16 protein-coding genes are annotated in these 16,944 nt (G+C 46.0%); 4 read left to right on the top strand and 12 right to left on the bottom strand.

Annotated elements, in window-relative coordinates; all coding sequences use genetic code 11:
• Positions 1-347 precede the first annotated feature (347 nt).
• The 5 genes from dusA to CRENPOLYSF2_RS06740 form a co-directional block, all read right to left on the bottom strand.
• Complete coding sequence (dusA, locus tag CRENPOLYSF2_RS06760) at positions 348-1,331, bottom strand: tRNA dihydrouridine(20/20a) synthase DusA (protein WP_087143192.1); 984 nt, start codon at positions 1,329-1,331, stop codon at positions 348-350.
• Positions 1,332-1,687: 356 nt separating this feature from the next.
• Positions 1,688-3,592: a DmsC/YnfH family molybdoenzyme membrane anchor subunit gene (locus CRENPOLYSF2_RS06755; protein WP_087143191.1), complete on the bottom strand. Its 1,905-nt coding sequence runs from the start codon at positions 3,590-3,592 to the stop codon at positions 1,688-1,690.
• Positions 3,593-3,733: 141 nt separating this feature from the next.
• A complete protein-coding gene (locus tag CRENPOLYSF2_RS06750; RefSeq protein WP_087143190.1) occupies positions 3,734-4,051 on the bottom strand; it encodes a CcdB family protein in 318 nt (105 codons plus the stop codon).
• Complete coding sequence (locus CRENPOLYSF2_RS06745) at positions 4,051-4,296, bottom strand: type II toxin-antitoxin system CcdA family antitoxin (RefSeq protein ID WP_087143189.1); 246 nt, start codon at positions 4,294-4,296, stop codon at positions 4,051-4,053. The genes CRENPOLYSF2_RS06750 and CRENPOLYSF2_RS06745 overlap by 1 nt, the downstream gene beginning before the upstream one ends.
• A 74-nt stretch (positions 4,297-4,370) precedes the next feature.
• Positions 4,371-6,563 carry a molybdopterin oxidoreductase family protein gene (locus CRENPOLYSF2_RS06740; RefSeq protein WP_087143188.1) on the bottom strand — a complete coding sequence of 731 codons (2,193 nt, stop codon included), beginning with the start codon at positions 6,561-6,563 and terminating at the stop codon, positions 4,371-4,373.
• 190 nt (positions 6,564-6,753) lie between these two features.
• Between CRENPOLYSF2_RS06740 and CRENPOLYSF2_RS06735 the strand changes: the two genes are divergently transcribed.
• Positions 6,754-7,047 carry an EexN family lipoprotein gene (locus tag CRENPOLYSF2_RS06735; protein ID WP_087143187.1) on the top strand — a complete coding sequence of 98 codons (294 nt, stop codon included), beginning with the start codon at positions 6,754-6,756 and terminating at the stop codon, positions 7,045-7,047.
• Between the two features lie 54 nt (positions 7,048-7,101).
• On the opposite strand, the gene CRENPOLYSF2_RS06730 is transcribed toward CRENPOLYSF2_RS06735, so the two are convergent.
• The 4 genes from CRENPOLYSF2_RS06730 to nirB form a co-directional block, all read right to left on the bottom strand.
• On the bottom strand, positions 7,102-7,470 hold the full coding sequence (locus CRENPOLYSF2_RS06730) for a cupin domain-containing protein (protein WP_087143186.1): 369 nt from the start codon (positions 7,468-7,470) through the stop codon (positions 7,102-7,104).
• A gap of 98 nt (positions 7,471-7,568) precedes the next feature.
• A complete protein-coding gene (locus tag CRENPOLYSF2_RS06725; RefSeq protein ID WP_087143185.1) occupies positions 7,569-8,498 on the bottom strand; it encodes a PhzF family phenazine biosynthesis protein in 930 nt (309 codons plus the stop codon).
• The gene (gene nirD, locus CRENPOLYSF2_RS06720) at positions 8,495-8,875 is read right to left on the bottom strand and encodes a nitrite reductase small subunit NirD (protein ID WP_087143184.1); all 381 of its coding nucleotides are present in this window, start codon (positions 8,873-8,875) and stop codon (positions 8,495-8,497) included. Before nirD ends, CRENPOLYSF2_RS06725 begins: the two co-directional genes overlap by 4 nt.
• On the bottom strand, positions 8,875-11,412 hold the full coding sequence (nirB, locus tag CRENPOLYSF2_RS06715) for a nitrite reductase large subunit NirB (RefSeq protein ID WP_087143183.1): 2,538 nt from the start codon (positions 11,410-11,412) through the stop codon (positions 8,875-8,877). The genes nirD and nirB overlap by 1 nt, the downstream gene beginning before the upstream one ends.
• Positions 11,413-11,778: 366 nt before the next feature.
• Between nirB and CRENPOLYSF2_RS06710 the strand changes: the two genes are divergently transcribed.
• Positions 11,779-13,269, top strand: a complete 1,491-nt coding sequence (locus CRENPOLYSF2_RS06710) for a NarK family nitrate/nitrite MFS transporter (protein WP_087143182.1) — start codon at positions 11,779-11,781, stop codon at positions 13,267-13,269.
• Here CRENPOLYSF2_RS06710 and CRENPOLYSF2_RS06705 read toward each other — a convergent pair.
• Together CRENPOLYSF2_RS06705 and CRENPOLYSF2_RS06700 are read right to left on the bottom strand one after the other, a co-directional pair.
• On the bottom strand, positions 13,261-13,578 hold the full coding sequence (locus CRENPOLYSF2_RS06705) for a HigA family addiction module antitoxin (RefSeq protein WP_087143181.1): 318 nt from the start codon (positions 13,576-13,578) through the stop codon (positions 13,261-13,263). The genes CRENPOLYSF2_RS06710 and CRENPOLYSF2_RS06705 overlap by 9 nt on opposite strands.
• Before the next feature lie 9 nt (positions 13,579-13,587).
• Positions 13,588-13,881: a type II toxin-antitoxin system RelE/ParE family toxin gene (locus CRENPOLYSF2_RS06700; RefSeq protein WP_087143180.1), complete on the bottom strand. Its 294-nt coding sequence runs from the start codon at positions 13,879-13,881 to the stop codon at positions 13,588-13,590.
• A gap of 105 nt (positions 13,882-13,986) precedes the next feature.
• On the opposite strand from CRENPOLYSF2_RS06700, the gene CRENPOLYSF2_RS06695 reads away from it, so the two are divergent.
• Entirely contained in the window at positions 13,987-15,717 is a 1,731-nt protein-coding gene (locus tag CRENPOLYSF2_RS06695; protein WP_087143179.1) for a bifunctional protein-serine/threonine kinase/phosphatase, read from the top strand.
• A gap of 157 nt (positions 15,718-15,874) precedes the next feature.
• Positions 15,875-16,090, top strand: coding sequence for a hypothetical protein (locus CRENPOLYSF2_RS06690; RefSeq protein ID WP_087143178.1), 216 nt, complete (start codon positions 15,875-15,877; stop codon positions 16,088-16,090).
• Between the two features lie 361 nt (positions 16,091-16,451).
• Here the strand turns inward: CRENPOLYSF2_RS06690 and CRENPOLYSF2_RS06685 are convergent, their stop codons facing one another.
• Positions 16,452-16,664 carry a cold-shock protein gene (locus CRENPOLYSF2_RS06685; protein ID WP_272867697.1) on the bottom strand — a complete coding sequence of 71 codons (213 nt, stop codon included), beginning with the start codon at positions 16,662-16,664 and terminating at the stop codon, positions 16,452-16,454.
• Positions 16,665-16,944 lie beyond the last annotated feature (280 nt).

The following is a 16,944-nucleotide window of genomic DNA, read 5'->3' as shown; positions in this document are numbered from 1 at the left end:
TTTTATCGGTGAAAAGCTGGCTTGTAAATGTTCTGTGCCACCTTCAAGATTAGATTTTGAATGGGATAAAAACTGACATTGAGCGGGTAGGAAAAATGGAAAATAGCGTATTTTTATGCACTTTCTGTGCAATTTTAAAATTGTAAAATAGTGCAATATTTTACAAAACATGTGTTTATTTTTATTTACGGTTTTAATGACAAGCTATCATTTTTTCTCGCAATTTAAAATAATTTACGCTGTTCAATGTAAATAAAATAGACTTTTTATGTCAAATAATTTGGGCGATAACAAAAAATAACCTGTTTAATCGAACACGGCAGTCGATTAGCCGGTAGCCAAAAATACTAATGCTCCAAGATAACAGGCTTGTACAAAACCGTTTCATCCGCGCCAAATTTACAGCCATTTTCACTGATTTGCCGCCGCCACAATTTACCGCCCGGCATACCGTGAAACAAACCCAAAATATGCCGCGCTACGGTGTTTAAACGCATGCCCGCTTGCAATTGCTGCTGAACATACGGTATCAACAAGTCTAAAATAGCTTCACGCGTTAGTGGTTCGCGTACTGCACCATAAAATCGCCTGTCCACATCCGCCATTATATAAGGATTATGATAAGCCTCTCTGCCCACCATTACGCCATCGACATGCTGTAAAGCGGCTTCGGCTTGTTCTAATGTGGTAATGCCACCGTTTAAAATAATCTCCGCATCAGGGAAATCAGTTTTTAATTGATAGACAATATCGTAACGTAACGGCGGTACTTCTCGATTTTGCTTGGGCGACAAGCCACTCAGCCACGCTTTTCTGGCATGAATAATAAAAGTTGCACATCCCGCTTGTGTCAGTGTAGCAACAAAGTTAACCAGTGCTTCGTAAGAATCTTGCTCATCCACACCAATTCTGGATTTAACGGTAACAGGAATACCAACCGCCTGCTGCATTGCCGCTACGCATTCGGCGACCAGGTCTGGTTCTAGCATTAAACAGGCACCAAAACGACCATTTTGCACGCGTTCGCTGGGGCAACCGACATTTAGATTGACTTCATCGTAACCGTAATCTTCGGCCATTTTCGCGCAAGTGGCTAAATCCTGTGGATTGCTGCCGCCTAATTGCAAGGCTAAGGGGGGTTCTTGTGTATTAAACTGTAAAAATCGGTGGTTATCGCCGTGAATTAACGCGCCGGTTGTTACCATCTCGGTGTACAGCAGCGCATGCTGTGAAATCAAGCGATGAAAATAACGGCAATGACGATCCGTCCAATCCATCATGGGCGCAACGCAGAAGCGTCTATTCACTGTTTTAGCTTTACTACTGGACATTATTTATAAATCCCAAAACAACAGATTTTACCACAAGGGATTTTAGCCTCGCTGTTCGCTTAATTTAACCTATGCTTGATAAGATTATGGCAAGTTATTTGTTGCCGAACAGCTTGTGTGGGTTGATTGTCTTGTGTGTTGTTATAGCTAACAAAACACAAGACAGAGGGTAGGGTAGAGGGCGCTATTTTTATGTTGATAGCGAAAGCTGCTTAGGAACGCGCACGAAATAACTTGAGCAAGTTCATGCTTCGACAGGCTCAGTACGAACGGTGGTGGCGTTTAAGTTGTTCAAGTTATTTCAGGCACGTTCCTTAGGTTAAACAGATAGGCTGAATTTCTTTGATAGAGATACGTTATTTGCCAAAAATCCCCCTAATATGTTCAAGCATCTCCGCAACTGAAGTTTCTTTAATGGTCTTAATCAGCTCATCCACTTTAAACGCATGATGCCGTTCATAAGCTACGCCATGCTGCGGTGCATCGGCCAAACCAGTTGCTCTGGCGTGTTCGACAAAGCCCTTATTCTTCCAGAAGAATGCACCAGGCATGGTAGTCGGTATCACCAGCACAAAGAATAAGGAGCGCCCAAATGCCGCCATCACCAGCATGGAAATCACCAACACCAATCCAGCCAAATAACCGATAACCCCTGATAATCCCATCACAGCAATGACAGTCACTAAAACCAGATTGAAGGCCAGCAAGCCATTGCGCAGGCTATAGGATTTGCCATATTCAGTGACCTGATGGTAATAAGAAGCCGCCCCTTCGTGGCTAGCGCCTTCCATATCACGGGCATGGGCAATATGCCCGTAGCCTTCAACAGCTAAACCGATAGCAATGATTGCCGCCAAGCCTTGTAATAATCCCTGACTACCAGCTAATGGCAGAAGAGCAACGCTGACAACGGCAATCAGCAATGCGCCAAAACTGAGCAGCGTGCCGACAAAGGCAGAACCTGTTTGCCAATGATTCCAAAATGGCCGAGCAGGGATTCTATATAGTTTGTACATATAATACAGACCGATAGCGCCGCTCAGCACACCAATAAAAGCAAATATGTTAGCTATTACATTCAGTAAACCCACATCCCATAAGCCAAAAACCACATAGCCTAACAGCCCTGTATAAAACATCGATACGCCAGCAATTTCACGGCTAACCGGCGATAATTTCAAATTGTTAAAGCCACGGTAAAAACGATGTGGTTTGCCCAAGTGCATATTCAACTTAAACAAGCCGAAGGTGCTGACGGCAAAGATCAACAAAATTAACGGAACAAATGCGCTGGAATTTTTTAGTGCAACAATGGCATCAATCCCCAGCCAATTACCCAGCATTAACATGGAAAACGCGCCTACCGTAGCTTGTGTACATAAGGTAAAAAGCACATGGGCGCTTTCGTGGCTGGTCAGTAGTTTGCGGAAATTCCAGTGCTGTTCTCTGCCCTGTTTTTCATCGACAACGGGCTTGAATTTACCCAGCTCATCATCGCGGTGATATTTCAGCGGCATGTCGTCGGTGCGGGTTACTTCTCGGTGCGTGTTATGCGTGTTCTGAAAGCGGATATTGGGGTGGGTAATGTCAGTGCTAGGGAAACCTGGAATTTCAGTTTTAGCCTGGATACGGTTTTCAGGGATATTTTCGATGACACCAAAATCCAGCGCATTGCCCAAACAAGCAGCCACACAAGCGGGCTTCAGGTTAACTTCCAGGCGGTCTACGCACATATTGCATTTGGAGACTTCGCCTTTAACGGGATCAAGTTGCGGCGCATTGTACGGGCATACCCAGGTGCAGTAGCCACAGCCAAAGCAAATGTCGGGGTCTTGTAGCACCGCACCGTATTCGGCAAATTTGGTATAGGCACGGGTGGGACAACCAGTTAAACACACAGGGTCATCGCAATGGTTACACGCCATTGAGATATTGGTGCGCTGATAATCAGGATACGTACCCGCCTCGACAAAACCCACAGATCTAAACGCAATGTGCGCGGGCACATCGTTCTTTTCACTACAGGCTGATTCACAGGCGTGGCAACCGATACAGTTATCGGAATTAAAATAAAAGCCGTGCTGTTTATAGCGGTTGGGGTTTTCACCAATCGCCGTATCGCCGTTGATGTTCAGGCTTTTGCAGCGCAAATCGCTGTCCGGTTCGGTCAATTCAATTTTTTGGCCGTAGCGGTTTTCATCCTCTGTGATCTGATCTCTAAGGAAAGCGTATAGGGGTTCGTCTGGGCGTGGTTCAAACATAATCAATCCTAATCTAGGTTGGGTGAGGTAACGAACCCCAACATTGGGTGCGTTGTTTCGTTGGGATTTCTTACGTCATCCCAACCTACAAATCTGTATTTATTCCGCTTATACACCGTCCCCGTTGTTTAGGCAGAAATATCAAATACCCGTTATCAAAAAATCCAGTGCACCAATAATTTCATTTCTATAACCTGAAACATTATCCACGACAGCCCCCAATTCTTTTCGGCTTATTCCGGCAAGCTGCGGCGTTAATGCTAAATAATAGTCGGTTTCAATCAACAACCGTGGCGTAAGCCTAGCCATTGCCAATGGCTTCCCTCCTATTGCAAGGCACAAGGGTATGACAACTGTAGTGGCCAGATCAGATAACAAGTCACTTTGCACATCCAACAAAAAAGGGAGTAACCCTCTGGTTTTTGGATGTCTGTTTTCGTACACATCGAATTGCGCCATTAAAAACTCCGCAGTTCGTCAGCAAACACGCCGTGTTCTTCGACCAGTTGGTTATAACCTGTAATCGCCGTCTGGTTGGATGCCAGCCAATCTGCCGCTTGTTGTTGCCTGATTAACTCAATGAGTTTTTGCTCCATTGCAGCTGACAAATTAATGTTTAAGGCTTTAGCCTTCTTTATTAAGTCGCTGTTTACACTGACGTTCGTTGGTTTTTTAGCTGCTGATACATCATATAATGCTTGCATGACATAATTCCTTTGTGGATTAATAATGCGCTCATTATATGCGTATTATTAATGCATATCAATATGCACAACCATTAATAAGTCCGCGACTCCTTGCTCAACCGCGCCGCATAATCCTGGTCAACTTGCTCAATCGCCACTGCCGATTGCTTAAAGGCCGGTTGTCTGGAATGCGGATCCAGTAAGCCCAAAGTCAAACGATTAACGCAATCATAAAAATGGAACGGGATAAACACCATGTTCTTGGGTACGCGATGGGTCAGCATCACCATAACCACCGCATCGCCTCGGCGCGAAGTTACCCGAACATAAGACTGATGTTTGATGCCCAGCTCATGCCCTGCATCAGGACTCATCTCCATAAACGGTATCGGGCTGAACTTGTTGTTATTGCCAATCTTGCCGGTCTTGGTGCGGGTATGCCAATGCTCCACCAAACGACCAGAGTTCAGCCAGAACGGGTACTGCTCATCCGGCACTTCGTTGTTGTTGATAAACGGCAAGGGAATCAGTTTAGCCCTGCCATTGGCATAGCAAAAAGTTGCCGGTTGCGTGTACAAGCGCTGCGTACCTTTTGCACCTTGCGCCGCATGCTCTTCCGTGTACGGCCATTGTATGCCGCGCTCTTGCTCGATCAGATCATGACTCATACCGGAAATATCACACAAACGCCCTTTGGAGAGCGTCTTCATCTCCTCAAATACATCGACAGGACGTTCGGGGAAATGGATTTTTTGACCGTTATCAAACCGTTTAGCCAATTCGTTAAAAATCTGCATATCAGATTTTGAATCTTCAAAAGGTGGTGTTACCTGCCGCGTGATATTAACGCGGCGCTCGGTATTGGTAAACACGCCTTCCTTCTCTGCCCATATCCCTGCCGGTAAAAAAACATGTGCGTATTGGCTGGTTTCCACATCGGTATAGGCATCTTGCACTACGAGGAATTCCAGCTTTTCCAGCGTTTTGCGGATACGTGCGGTGTTGGCCATCGAAGTCATAGGATTGGTGGCCACCAGCCACAGCCCTTTGATTTCCCCTGTTTCTATCGCGGGGAAAATATCGGTTTCGGTTAGGCCGCGTTTCTTGGGGAAGAACTCAGGATCGATACCCCAAAATTTGGCGATTTCTTCTCGGTCTTCCGCTTTTTCCAAGGCGCGGTAGCCCGGCAAGCCAGAGCACGATGACCACTCGCGTGTACCCATCGCATTGCATTGGCCAGTAATCGATAAACTTGTGCCACCGGGTTTGCCGATATTGCCTGTCACCAGATTCAGGTTATTGATACCCACCACACCATCGGAACCGTGGGTACTTTGGTTAATACCCATCGTCCAGATGCTCATGGCTCGATTGGCTTTGGCGTACAAACGCGCTACCGTGCGGATGGTATCTTCGTCTATGCCACACAGTTTGGCCGCACTGGTGGGGTCATAGTTTTCGACTTCTTTGGCCAGCTCGTCAAAACCGGTGGTGTTGGCGTTGATGTAGTCCAGATCTTCCAAACCTTCTTTAAGAATAACGTGAATCAAAGCGTTTTGCAGCACCACATCCGTACCTGGAGTAATAGGCAAATGAATGTCGGCATTCTGGGCAAAAATAGTCACGCGCGGGTCAACAACAATGAGCGGGAAGCGCCTTTTTTCCATGGCATCTTTCATACGCCAGTAGATAATCGGGTGTTGTTCGGGCAGATTAGAACCCCAAGCGATCAGGCAATCGGTGTGTTCAAAATCTTCGTAGCAACCAGGGGGGCCATCGGAACCAAAAGAGCGTTTATAGCCGGACACAGCAGAAGCCATGCACAAGGTGGTATTACCATCGTAGTTATTAGTACCGATTGCACCGCGTACCAGCTTGCCAAGGGTATAAAACTCTTCGGTGAGTATTTGGCCTGTGGAGACTACCGCAAACGAATCTCGTCCATACGTCGCCTGAATGCGCTTGATTTCCGAGGCCATTTTATCCAGTGCCGGATCCCATGAACTCACTGAATACGGCTCATGAATATGGTCGCGGATTAGCGGGGTGGAGGCGCGGCCTATGGCTTCAAAAACCTCGTATTCAAAAATGCCTTTCAGACACAGTTTGCCACGGTTGACATCCGCGCCACCTACGCCGCGTGAGGCAACAGGCTTGCCGACTGCATTGGTGCCGATTTCAATCGAGCAACCAGTAGAGCAATAACCGCAAGTTGAATACGTCCAGTCGACCACACCCTTGTCGGCCATTTTGATGGGATTTTTTTTGTATCGTCCAAATAGCATAATGATAATGTCCGCTGTTACATTTATATTGTCGTGCTTTTTTTGGGGGTGACATATTGCCGCGCGTCAATATGTCGCGCGGCAATATGTCACATTTTCAATAGCTTAATTCTTTATTAAACTACCACTGCCACATTACTGAGCATGCTGTGAGCTAATCCCCTTTCCTATTTAATTAAAGAGATAAACCATGAAGAAAATTAACCTTACCCAAATCATAGCAACGAAGAAAAACATCATCATCCGTACAGCGGCGATTGCCTTAGCCGCTGTTACCGTTACTGTGGCAGCCTTAGAAGCGAAAAATATGCCTGCCGCAAGTCCTGAAGCCAACCAAAGCGTTGCCTGGTATGCCGCCAATATTCCTGAAGCCAAAGCAAAAAACCAATTGTGTCACGATAATCCTGAAATTAATTCATCGCAAGATTGCGTTAATGCATTACATGCCTTGGAAATAAGCTTTGGTGTGGGTAAAAAATCATAATCGTAGTGCTGATTTTAGTATTGGTTTCTAAGCTCGCGTTTGGAAATCAGTACTCTATTCGTCTATATCTTCGTAAGCCTGTTGTTGAAAACGCGGCGAACAGATAGCGAGAAAAATCAGATCGTCCCTACCGATATTGGCAATACGCTGCCGACATTCCGGTGGTATTAACACAACATCGCCTGCCACAACTTTTTGTGCGGGCAAATCACCCACTTCAACCAGCCCTTCTCCCTGCAAGATGACATAACGTTCGGTAATGCCATGCAGCCTATGCCATCGTGTTGTTCTACCCAGCTCAATTCTAGCCCGCGCTATCGATACATCGGGATTATTAACGGTATTGGACAGCTCATTGATATAACACAATTCAGGCGTAAAGAACTCCGCATCAAGGTTCATCGGGCGAATTTCTGCTTGCATAAATACTTGTCAATCCTGACTGTCGTAGAGTGGGCAGCGCTTTACTGCCCACCGTAAATGATTATTTATTCTGCGTGGGCAGGAAAACTTTGCCTACCCTACGCTGATATTTTAGTCCCGCAATCAATCGTACCCTGGGCAAACAATACCGCCGCGCCACCGACCCGCAATGCCAGTTGCTCTAAACCTTTGTTGTCCATTTCCAGATTAATCACACTGCGCCGACTCTCGGCATCCCCCCGATCAACCGCAAACACATGCGTACCTTTTTGAGTATGTTCAAATGAACATAGGTAGGATGCAAATGCTGGCATAGCAGACCCTATCGGTGGATCCTCATAAAGGCCAATGTGCGGCCCTAGCAAACGTGCATTAAAATCAGAATCTGCAAACGGTGTTTTCGGTGCAAACAGCAAAATCTCTTGGGCAGCGGTTTGTGGCGCAATGGATTGGCTCCAGGCCGCACTGTTAAATTTGGCATGTCTGACGCTATCATAATTCCACACCGGCACGATCAAATACGGAAAGCCGCACGACACCAAACGCGGCGAGTATTTTTTATGATCCAGTTCCGATTGTTTGATGCCTAGAAAGCTGGATAATTCATCATCAGTCGGCGCAAACCGGTCAATGATCGAAGTCACTTTACGGGCAAACTGCACAAAGCTTGGCTTGCCATCAACTGCCGTAATACTGACGGCAATCGGCCCGATATTCTGTTCCAAAACAATGTTGGTAATTTTCTCAGTTAAGGCAATATCACCACACAAGCCAAGAACATAAGCGGTGGCAATAATAGGATGTCCAGCAAAATCGACTTCCTTTTTAGGGGTGAACACACGCATCTTGCGGGTGGTGTCGCTAGCGTCGGGATGAAACACGAAAACCGTTTCCGATAGATTCAACTCCCTGGCCAGCAGCTTCATGGTGCTGTCGCTTAAGCCGTCGGCGTAGGGAAATACCGCTATTTGCGCCCCGTTAAACAGTTGCGTGGTGAAGACATCCGCGATGTAGTAGTCGATTTTCATACGCTGGCCTCTTCATGAATAGACGTTTTCATCTCACCGTTATTGGACAGTGCTACCTGTATTTCTACTCGACCGTTATGGAGGCGCACCGGATACACAGGAACAGAAATCTGTTCATCTTCAATGCAAACACCGGTCTTCAGGCTAAAATGCTGTTTATATAAAGGCGATGCCACCACAGGCTCACCCTTTACATCACCTATCATGCCACGCGACAGCACATTGGCTTTACCTATAGGGTCGTAGTTATGGATAGCATAAACCGCCTGTTCCTTGACCCTGTAAAAAACCGCCACTTGTTGACCGGCAACCAACGCGCAGACACCCGAATCCGGTTGCAAATCATCGCTACTGCACACATCTTTCCAGGGCATCATTAAGCCACCTCCATGATTTTAAAATGCTTGCGCTCTTCTTCATCTGCAGGGCGAATTTGGCCGCGTTCTTCCACGAACACCACGTTATCATCGGGCTGGTCGCTGTTGATAAAGTGGCGGAAGCGTTTCAGCTTGTTCTCATCTTCAATCGTGGTTTTCCACTCGCATTGGTAGGTGTCAATGACATAGGTCATTTGTTGTTCCAGTTGCCCGCACAGCCCCAGTTTGTCATCAATCACCACTGATTTTAGATAATCCAAGCCACCTTCCATGTTTTCCATCCAAACGGAAGTGCGTTGCAAACGCGCTGCCGTGCGTACATAGAAAATCAGGAAACGGTCGATGTATTTAATCAAGGTTTCTTTATCCAAACCGGTGGCAAATAAATCGGCATGGCGTGGCTTCATGCCGCCATTTCCGCACACGTATAGATTCCAGCCGTTTTCCGTCGCTATCACGCCGACATCTTTGCTTTGTGCTTCAGCACACTCGCGGGTACAGCCGGAAACGGCAAATTTAAGCTTGTGCGGGGAACGCAAACCTTTATAACGGTTCTCCAGCTCTATCGCCAAACCGACGCTATCGTCTACACCGTAGCGACACCAGGAACTACCGACACAGGATTTAACCGTGCGTAAGGATTTGCCATAAGCATGACCTGATTCAAAGCCCGCATCAATCAATTCTTTCCAGATGTGCGGTAACTGGTCGACCCGCGCACCAAACAAGTCAACCCGTTGGCCGCCGGTAATCTTGGTGTACAGCTGGTATTTTTTACCGACCTGACCGAGCGCAATCAGCATGTCGGGGCTGATCTCCCCGCCAGTAATACGCGGTACGACTGAATACGTACCGTCTTTTTGCATATTGGCCAGAAAAGTATCATTGGTATCTTGCAAGCCCAGATGCTCCTTGGCCAACACGTATTCATTCCAGTACGAGGCCAGGATAGAACCGATGGCGGGTTTACAGATGTCACAGCCACTGCCTTTGCCGTGTGTTTCCAGCAGGTCATTAAAGGTCTTGATTTGCTCGACGACTACAAGGTTATATAAATCTTGGCGGGTGTAGGGAAAATGTTCACACAGATCGGTGCTGACCGCGATACCGTGCTTGGTCAATTCGCAGTCCATGACCGATTTTAGCAACGCTCCGCAACCACCGCAGCCAGTCGCGGCTTTGGTTTGTGCTTTTAAAGCGCCCAGGGTGATAGCGCCCGCCTCTATCGCCTGACAGATTGCGCCTTTGCTCACATCATAACAAGAACAGATTTGTGCCGACATCGGCAGGGCATCCGGCCCCAAGCCTACCGATTCATCACCGCGTGGCGGTAAAATCAGCGAGTCGGGGTTTTCCGGCAATTCGATACCATTCAAACAGTACTGCAATAAAGTCCCGTAACCCGATACCTCACCGACCAACACCGCGCCCAGCAACTGTTTTTTGTCCTGACTGACCACCAGTCGTTTATAGACTTCGCTGGCACCATTTTGATAGGTGTACACCAGTGCGCCTTGCGACTTGGCATGGGCATCACCGATACTGGCCACGTCAACACCCATCAGCTTGAGTTTGGTACTCATATCCGCGCCGGTAAAACTGCCTTCTTCCCCAGCTAAATCAGCGACAACAGTACGCGCCATGCTATAGCCAGGTGCAACCAGACCGTAAATCATGCCGTTCCATAACGCACATTCACCAATGGCATAAATAGCAGGGTCGGAGGTTTTGCACTGGTTGTCGATCACGATACCACCGCGTGGCCCAACGTCCAGTCCACAAGAACGGGCTATGTCATCACGCGGACGGATACCGGCTGAGAACAGTACAATATCGGTTTCCAGCTCCTCACCATCGGCAAAGCACATTTTGTTCACACACTGCTCACCATCGGTAATCAAGGTGGTATTTTTGCCGGTATGCACCTGCAAGCCCAAAGCTTCAACCTTGCGCCTAAGCATGGCACCGCCGCCTTCATCAAGCTGCACGGCCATTAAGCGCGGCGCAAATTCGACAACATGGGTTTCCAGGCCTAAATCAGTTAATGCTTTGGCGGCTTCCAAACCTAATAAACCACCACCTACCACCACGCCGACCTTGCTGGTCTTCGCGGCACTGGCCATCGCCTCTAAATCTTCAATAGTCCGATACACTAAACAATTGGGGCGATCATGTCCTGGCACAGGTGGCACGAAAGGGTATGATCCAGTCGCCAATACCAGCGTGTCATAAGCAATAGTCAAGCCTTTGGCTGAAGTGACTGTCTTGTTATTGCGGTCGATATTCGCAGCCTTGTCGCCCAGATGCAGGGTAATATCATTATTGGCAAAAAAATCTTCATCAGCCAAAGCCAGATCAGCGGCGGTCTTGCCTGAGAAAAAAGACGATAAATGCACCCGATCATACGCGGCGCGTGGCTCTTCGCAGAAAGTCGTAATGTGATAACTGTCTTTGCACTGGCTTGCGACTAAGCTGGCTAAGAAGTGCTGCCCGACCATGCCATTACCGATAACGACCAGCGATTTTTTTGTACTCATGTTTTACTCCAATAACGCGATTGATCTCTTGTTTAGATAAAGCAATTCGTGTGCCATAACTATATGCAGCTGATATTAATAGTTTTTTTTAAAGTAGGTGCGATAATCGTGCGTATTGACGCATTAAAACAGTGCGTACAGCGCCGTTATAGTGCAAAAAGACGGCTATCAAAGTGAATTATCTTAATTAATTAAGGAGGCTTTTCTACCTGCCGTGCAGCATTATTTTTAGAAAACAAGCGTAACACGCACCAAATTAGGCGCAGCATCACTGATTCAATCCAGCTCTAATCACAAATTCACTTTATGGCATAACTATTGCTTTACCTAAAATAACGTAACTTTTATTTGATGGAGCAACTCATCATGTCATCACCCAAACTCAACCTGTTCTCGTTTTCGGGGAACATTAAAATCCTGCACATGACCTGGATAGCGTTCTTCATCAGCTTTGTGGTGTGGTTTAACCATGCGCCGCTCATGCTGTCGATAGCTAAAACGCTTAATCTCAGTCAGCCGGAAATCAAAACCATTCTGATATTAAATGTAGCACTGACCATTCCGGCGCGTATTATTATCGGTATTCTGGTGGATAAATTTGGTCCTAAGCGTACCTATTCAACCTTACTGGCGCTGGGCAGTGTCCCGTGCTTTATGTTCGCCACGGCAGACAGCTTTCAAGAGCTGGCGCTGGCACGATTTTTAATGGGTTTTATTGGTGCGGGTTTTGTTATCGGCATCCGCATGGTCGGTGAATGGTTTCCGGCACGGCAAGTGGGCATTGCTGAAGGCATTTACGGTGGCTGGGGTAATTTTGGCTCGGCCGCTGCGGCTATCGCGTTGCCATCACTGGCGTTGATGTTCGGCGGTGATGACGGCTGGCGTTATGCCATTGGTTGCACCGGTGTTATCGCCTTGCTGTATTCAGTGGTGTATTTTTTTAGCGTGACCGACACCCCCAAAGGTTCAACCTACTTTAAACCCAAAAAAGCCGGTGCGATGGAAGTGTCCAGTATCTGGGATCTGTTTTTTTACGTGCTGATGAATATTCCTTTGTATGCGGCGTTAAGCCTGATCACTTGGAAGGTATCTTCATTTGGCGGTGCTAATTTCACTAGCCTGATATCAGATACCACAGCGGTTTTCATCCATATTGCTATCTGGTGTCTGTTTGCTTATAACGTTTACAAAATCGTGCATATTAATGAAGAGCATTTGCAAAAGCCTATTGAGGAGATTCATAAATACAAGTTTAAACAAGTGGCGATTTTAGACTTGGCGTATATGATTGCTTTCGGTTCAGAACTGGCCGTAGTATCAATGTTGCCGATGTTCTTTTTTGAAACTTTTCATGAAACGCAAGGCATCACCATGATACAAGCGGGCTTGTTAGGCGGCTGTTTTGCTTTTATCAATCTGGTGGCGCGGCCTATGGGCGGCTGGTTTAGCGACAAGTTTGGACGTAAATTTTCTTTAACGGTATTTATGGCCGGCATGGCGCTGGGTTATTTTATTATGTCTTCCATTACTGCCGAGTGGCCGATCGTTGTGGTGGTGTTGCTCACCATGTCGTGTTCTTGCTTTGTATCGGGTGGTTGTGGTGCAGTGTATGCCATCGTGCCGTTAATCAAGCGCCGTATGACGGGGCAGATTGCCGGTATGGTCGGTGCTTATGGTAACGTTGGCGGCGTGTTGTTTTTGACTATCCTGTCGTTTGTTACGCCGTCAATTTTTTTCTTGGTAATGGGTGGGGTAGCGGTTACTGTGTTGCTGGCCGTGCAGTTTATTGACGAACCGCAAGGCCACATGGCAGAAGTTTTGGAAGATGGCTCTATTGAGATGATTGAATTAAGCTAATTTTTGTAAGTGGTGGAAATCTTGAATTAATTCCAGCTCATTTTTTTCTGCTGCTTGTGCTTTGAACAGATCCCAGCGGATTTGCAAGTTAAGCCAGAAATCAGCCGACATACCAAAAAACTTGGCCAAGCGTAATGCGGTGCTGGGGCTTATACCGCGTTTCTGGTTGACCAATTCATTGATGCGTTGATAAGGCACATGGATTGCGTCGGCAAGGTCACGTTGGCTGATGTTCATGGGTATAAGAAATTCATCCCGCAGCATGATGCCAGGATGCGTGGGTTCTCTGTGGGTTGGAATACGAACCATAATGATGCCTTAATGATAATCGGTGATTACTACGTTACAAGGGCCTGATTTGTCCCAGATAAAACATATTCGATATTGTTCGTTGATGCGAATACTGTGTTCGGCTTTTCTGTCACCTAAAAGACTTTCAAGTCGATTGCCAGGTGGAATTTTCAACTCATCCAGTGATTGAACAGAATCAAGTTGATCCAATTTTCTTGTTACAACGTTCCACAGGGTTCTAGGGAAAACTTTTCGAGCGGCTTTTGAGTTGATGCCGTTAAAAATATCTTCGGTGGCTTGATCCTTGAATGATTCAATCATACTGAAATGATAGCATGGTTGTCATGCTATACAAGGTAATCTATCGTTGAGATATATGATGTGTCAGCTGTGTTCTATTTTTATTGTTAAAGGGTTACAAGTAATATGACCACATCCACACTCAAAGCCAGCGTAGGTTTTGCCACCGATAAAGGCATCAAAGCCGACAACGAAGATTTTGTCGGTGCTATTATCCCCAACGAACCGCAACTCACCCACAAAGGCATCACTGCTGCGATTGCCGATGGCATGAGTGGTAGCGAGGCTGGCCAGCTGGCCAGCCAGTCCTGTATTGGCAGTTTTTTAAGCGATTATTACAGCACACCCGATAGCTGGTCTGTTAAACAGGCAGGGCAAAAGATATTGTCGGCGACCAATTCCTGGTTGTACAGCCAGGGGCAAATCCGTTACCAATCGACCAAGGGCATGGTCAGTACCTTGAGTATTGTCATTTTAAAATCTACTACCGTGCATATCTTTCATGTCGGTGATTCCCGTATTTACCGCCTGCGCCAAGGCAATCTTGAACAACTGACCCGTGACCACCGCATTTATCTGGCCAATGATAAAAACTATTTAAGCCGTGCAATGGGCATAGAACCGCGCCTTGAAGTCGATTACAAAACCTTGCCCCTGGAAAAAGACGACTTGTTTTTAATGACCACCGACGGTATCCATGATTTTATTGACGATAAAACCTTAAAGCAGCTACTCATCGGTGACACTGCATTATCGGTGCGTGCAGCTAGCATTGTGCAACAGGCCAAAGACAATAACAGTGATGACAACCTAACTTGCCAATTACTTAGCGTTGACGGTTTGCCCGATGCCAAAGAAGATGAAATCTTGCGTCGCCATGCCAACCTGCCATTCCCACCGCTTTTGCAGCCGGGCATGTTATTGGATGGCTACCGCATAGAAGCGGAATTGCACGCCAGTAAACGCACGCAAATTTATCGGGCGCTGGATACTCATACCCGTAAGCAGGTCATTTTAAAAACCCCTTCTATTTTGTATGACGACGACACTCATTTTATCGAACATTTTTTGCATGAAGAATGGGCTGGTAAACGCATCCATCATGACAACGTGCTGAAAATTATCAGCAGCGACCGCACCAAAAGCTGTGTGTATTATGTTACTGAATATTTGGATGGCCGTACTTTAAGGCAATGGATGGATGCCCACCCCAAAGCCGACATTGTGACGGTTCGAAAAATAGTGGAGCAGATTGCCAAAGGCTTGCACGCCTTCCACCGTAAAGAGATGCTGCACCAGGATTTGAAGCCGGAAAATATTATGTTTGCTCCTAACGGCACGGTAAAAATTATTGATTTTGGCTCGGTAAAAATTGCTGGGATTGCTGAAATTGCGCCGCTGGGTGTTGACAGTAACGATAATATTTTGGGTACGCTTAATTATACTGCTCCTGAATATCACACCGAACATCGGGGTACGGTAAAATCAGACTTGTATTCGCTGGCGGTAATTGCCTATGAAATGCTCAATGGTAGCTTGCCATTTGGCCAGGACATGCCGGAAAACCCCAGTATTGGTTATCTGGCCAGTTTACGTTATGTACCCAGTTTGCATCATAACCCATTAGTGCCGACCTGGATGGATGGCGCGTTAAAAAAAGCCACCTCTATTACACTACAGCTGCGTTATAACGAAATATCGGAATTTTTATACGACCTGAATACCCCGAATCCCAGCTTTATGCGCACTGAAGATAATATTCCGTTGCTACAGCGTAATCCTTTGCGTTTTTGGCAGGGATTATCTGTAATTCTGATGATTATTATTTTAATATTACTTTATCGGATAGCAGGATAGATTTTCTATAAACTGGGACGCAACAGCTTAAGCCATTCTTCTTGTTGACTTAATACGTAAACCGTTCGGAAATTACCATTAAAATAATCGCAGAATTCTGAAAGAGGTTGACAGGCTGGCGAATGAGGTCTACAAGCTGGTAGAGTAAGCCTGCAAGATGGCGGATCATGATGTGCCGCTAGCTCTTAATTTCATAACAGTGGTGCTGACAATGATGCGAATGGTGATGGAAGTAGTGATGGTGATAGTGGTTGTTGTCGGAATGGTATTCATGATGAAGGTGTCCGCAAACGAGAATAAGTTAGATAAAACGGTGCGTGATTATGGTGATGATGCTGAAAAGAATGATGAAACTGACCAAAAAAACGAATAAATTAGATGTGATTTGTGAAGTCTGAGGTAAGTAAAAGCAGGCAATCCGTGTATTCCGTAAGTTGTGTGCCGGCTCGATTCCTTGTTTAAGCTCACCGAACGCCTTATTGCAAACAATAGCTTTACCGCCGCAACATCTACGTTTAGGTTATGCACGCCTTCCACCGCAAAGAAATGCTACACCAGTGTGCAATGCCATGAGTTTAAAATCAACCAAAATGATAAGGTGAATTTTTAAGCTGATACGCACAAAGTTAATGCGCTTTTGTGATTCATACAGTTTGATTTGTGTTGTATAAGATCTAACTGTTTGCGGTTAAGCAGTGTCGCGGCCAGAAAGGCCGCGACTTTTTGATCAGGCTTTAGATTACAGTAACATTTTCAGCTTGCAGGCCTTTTTGGCCTTGTGCTACGGTAAACTGTACTTTTTGGCCTTCATCCAGTGATTTGTAACCACCGGCGTTATTGATTTGTTGAAAGTGTACGAAAACGTCAGGGCCTGATTGTTGTTCGATAAAGCCAAAGCCTTTCTCTGAATTAAACCATTTAACTGTGCCTGTAGTCATTGTTGACATAATGTGTCCTATAAAAATTTGAAAATTAACGCCTTTTTAGGCGGGTCTAGCTGGTAAATTTGGATATTACAAAATGACAAACAGGACGAAGAACTACAGAAGAGATATCGAAATGGTAAGCAGAGGGTAAATCTATTTTCTAGCTAGCGTCTAATATACGTTGATTAATAATATTGTCAATAAATATTTTTTGATTGCACTAAATTATAGGTTATTTACTCTGTACATGACAAAAAATTATAGCGATTGGCAACATTGTTTTAAATCAATAAATTGAAGC

This window comes from Crenothrix polyspora (genome assembly GCF_900163755.1).
Taxonomy (GTDB): domain Bacteria; phylum Pseudomonadota; class Gammaproteobacteria; order Methylococcales; family Methylomonadaceae; genus Crenothrix; species Crenothrix polyspora.
This window is presented reverse-complemented; position numbering and strand designations above follow the sequence as displayed.

Coding starts and splice junctions, on each gene's coding strand:
- dusA (WP_087143192.1), bottom strand. CDS start 1,331: ATGTCCAGTAGTAAAGCTAAAACAGTGAATAGACGCTTCTGCGTTGCG.
- CRENPOLYSF2_RS06755 (WP_087143191.1), bottom strand. CDS start 3,592: ATGTTTGAACCACGCCCAGACGAACCCCTATACGCTTTCCTTAGAGAT.
- CRENPOLYSF2_RS06750 (WP_087143190.1), bottom strand. CDS start 4,051: ATGGCGCAATTCGATGTGTACGAAAACAGACATCCAAAAACCAGAGGG.
- CRENPOLYSF2_RS06745 (WP_087143189.1), bottom strand. CDS start 4,296: ATGCAAGCATTATATGATGTATCAGCAGCTAAAAAACCAACGAACGTC.
- CRENPOLYSF2_RS06740 (WP_087143188.1), bottom strand. CDS start 6,563: ATGCTATTTGGACGATACAAAAAAAATCCCATCAAAATGGCCGACAAG.
- CRENPOLYSF2_RS06735 (WP_087143187.1), top strand. CDS start 6,754: ATGAAGAAAATTAACCTTACCCAAATCATAGCAACGAAGAAAAACATC.
- CRENPOLYSF2_RS06730 (WP_087143186.1), bottom strand. CDS start 7,470: ATGCAAGCAGAAATTCGCCCGATGAACCTTGATGCGGAGTTCTTTACG.
- CRENPOLYSF2_RS06725 (WP_087143185.1), bottom strand. CDS start 8,498: ATGAAAATCGACTACTACATCGCGGATGTCTTCACCACGCAACTGTTT.
- nirD (WP_087143184.1), bottom strand. CDS start 8,875: ATGATGCCCTGGAAAGATGTGTGCAGTAGCGATGATTTGCAACCGGAT.
- nirB (WP_087143183.1), bottom strand. CDS start 11,412: ATGAGTACAAAAAAATCGCTGGTCGTTATCGGTAATGGCATGGTCGGG.
- CRENPOLYSF2_RS06710 (WP_087143182.1), top strand. CDS start 11,779: ATGTCATCACCCAAACTCAACCTGTTCTCGTTTTCGGGGAACATTAAA.
- CRENPOLYSF2_RS06705 (WP_087143181.1), bottom strand. CDS start 13,578: ATGGTTCGTATTCCAACCCACAGAGAACCCACGCATCCTGGCATCATG.
- CRENPOLYSF2_RS06700 (WP_087143180.1), bottom strand. CDS start 13,881: ATGATTGAATCATTCAAGGATCAAGCCACCGAAGATATTTTTAACGGC.
- CRENPOLYSF2_RS06695 (WP_087143179.1), top strand. CDS start 13,987: ATGACCACATCCACACTCAAAGCCAGCGTAGGTTTTGCCACCGATAAA.
- CRENPOLYSF2_RS06690 (WP_087143178.1), top strand. CDS start 15,875: ATGGCGGATCATGATGTGCCGCTAGCTCTTAATTTCATAACAGTGGTG.
- CRENPOLYSF2_RS06685 (WP_272867697.1), bottom strand. CDS start 16,664: ATGTCAACAATGACTACAGGCACAGTTAAATGGTTTAATTCAGAGAAA.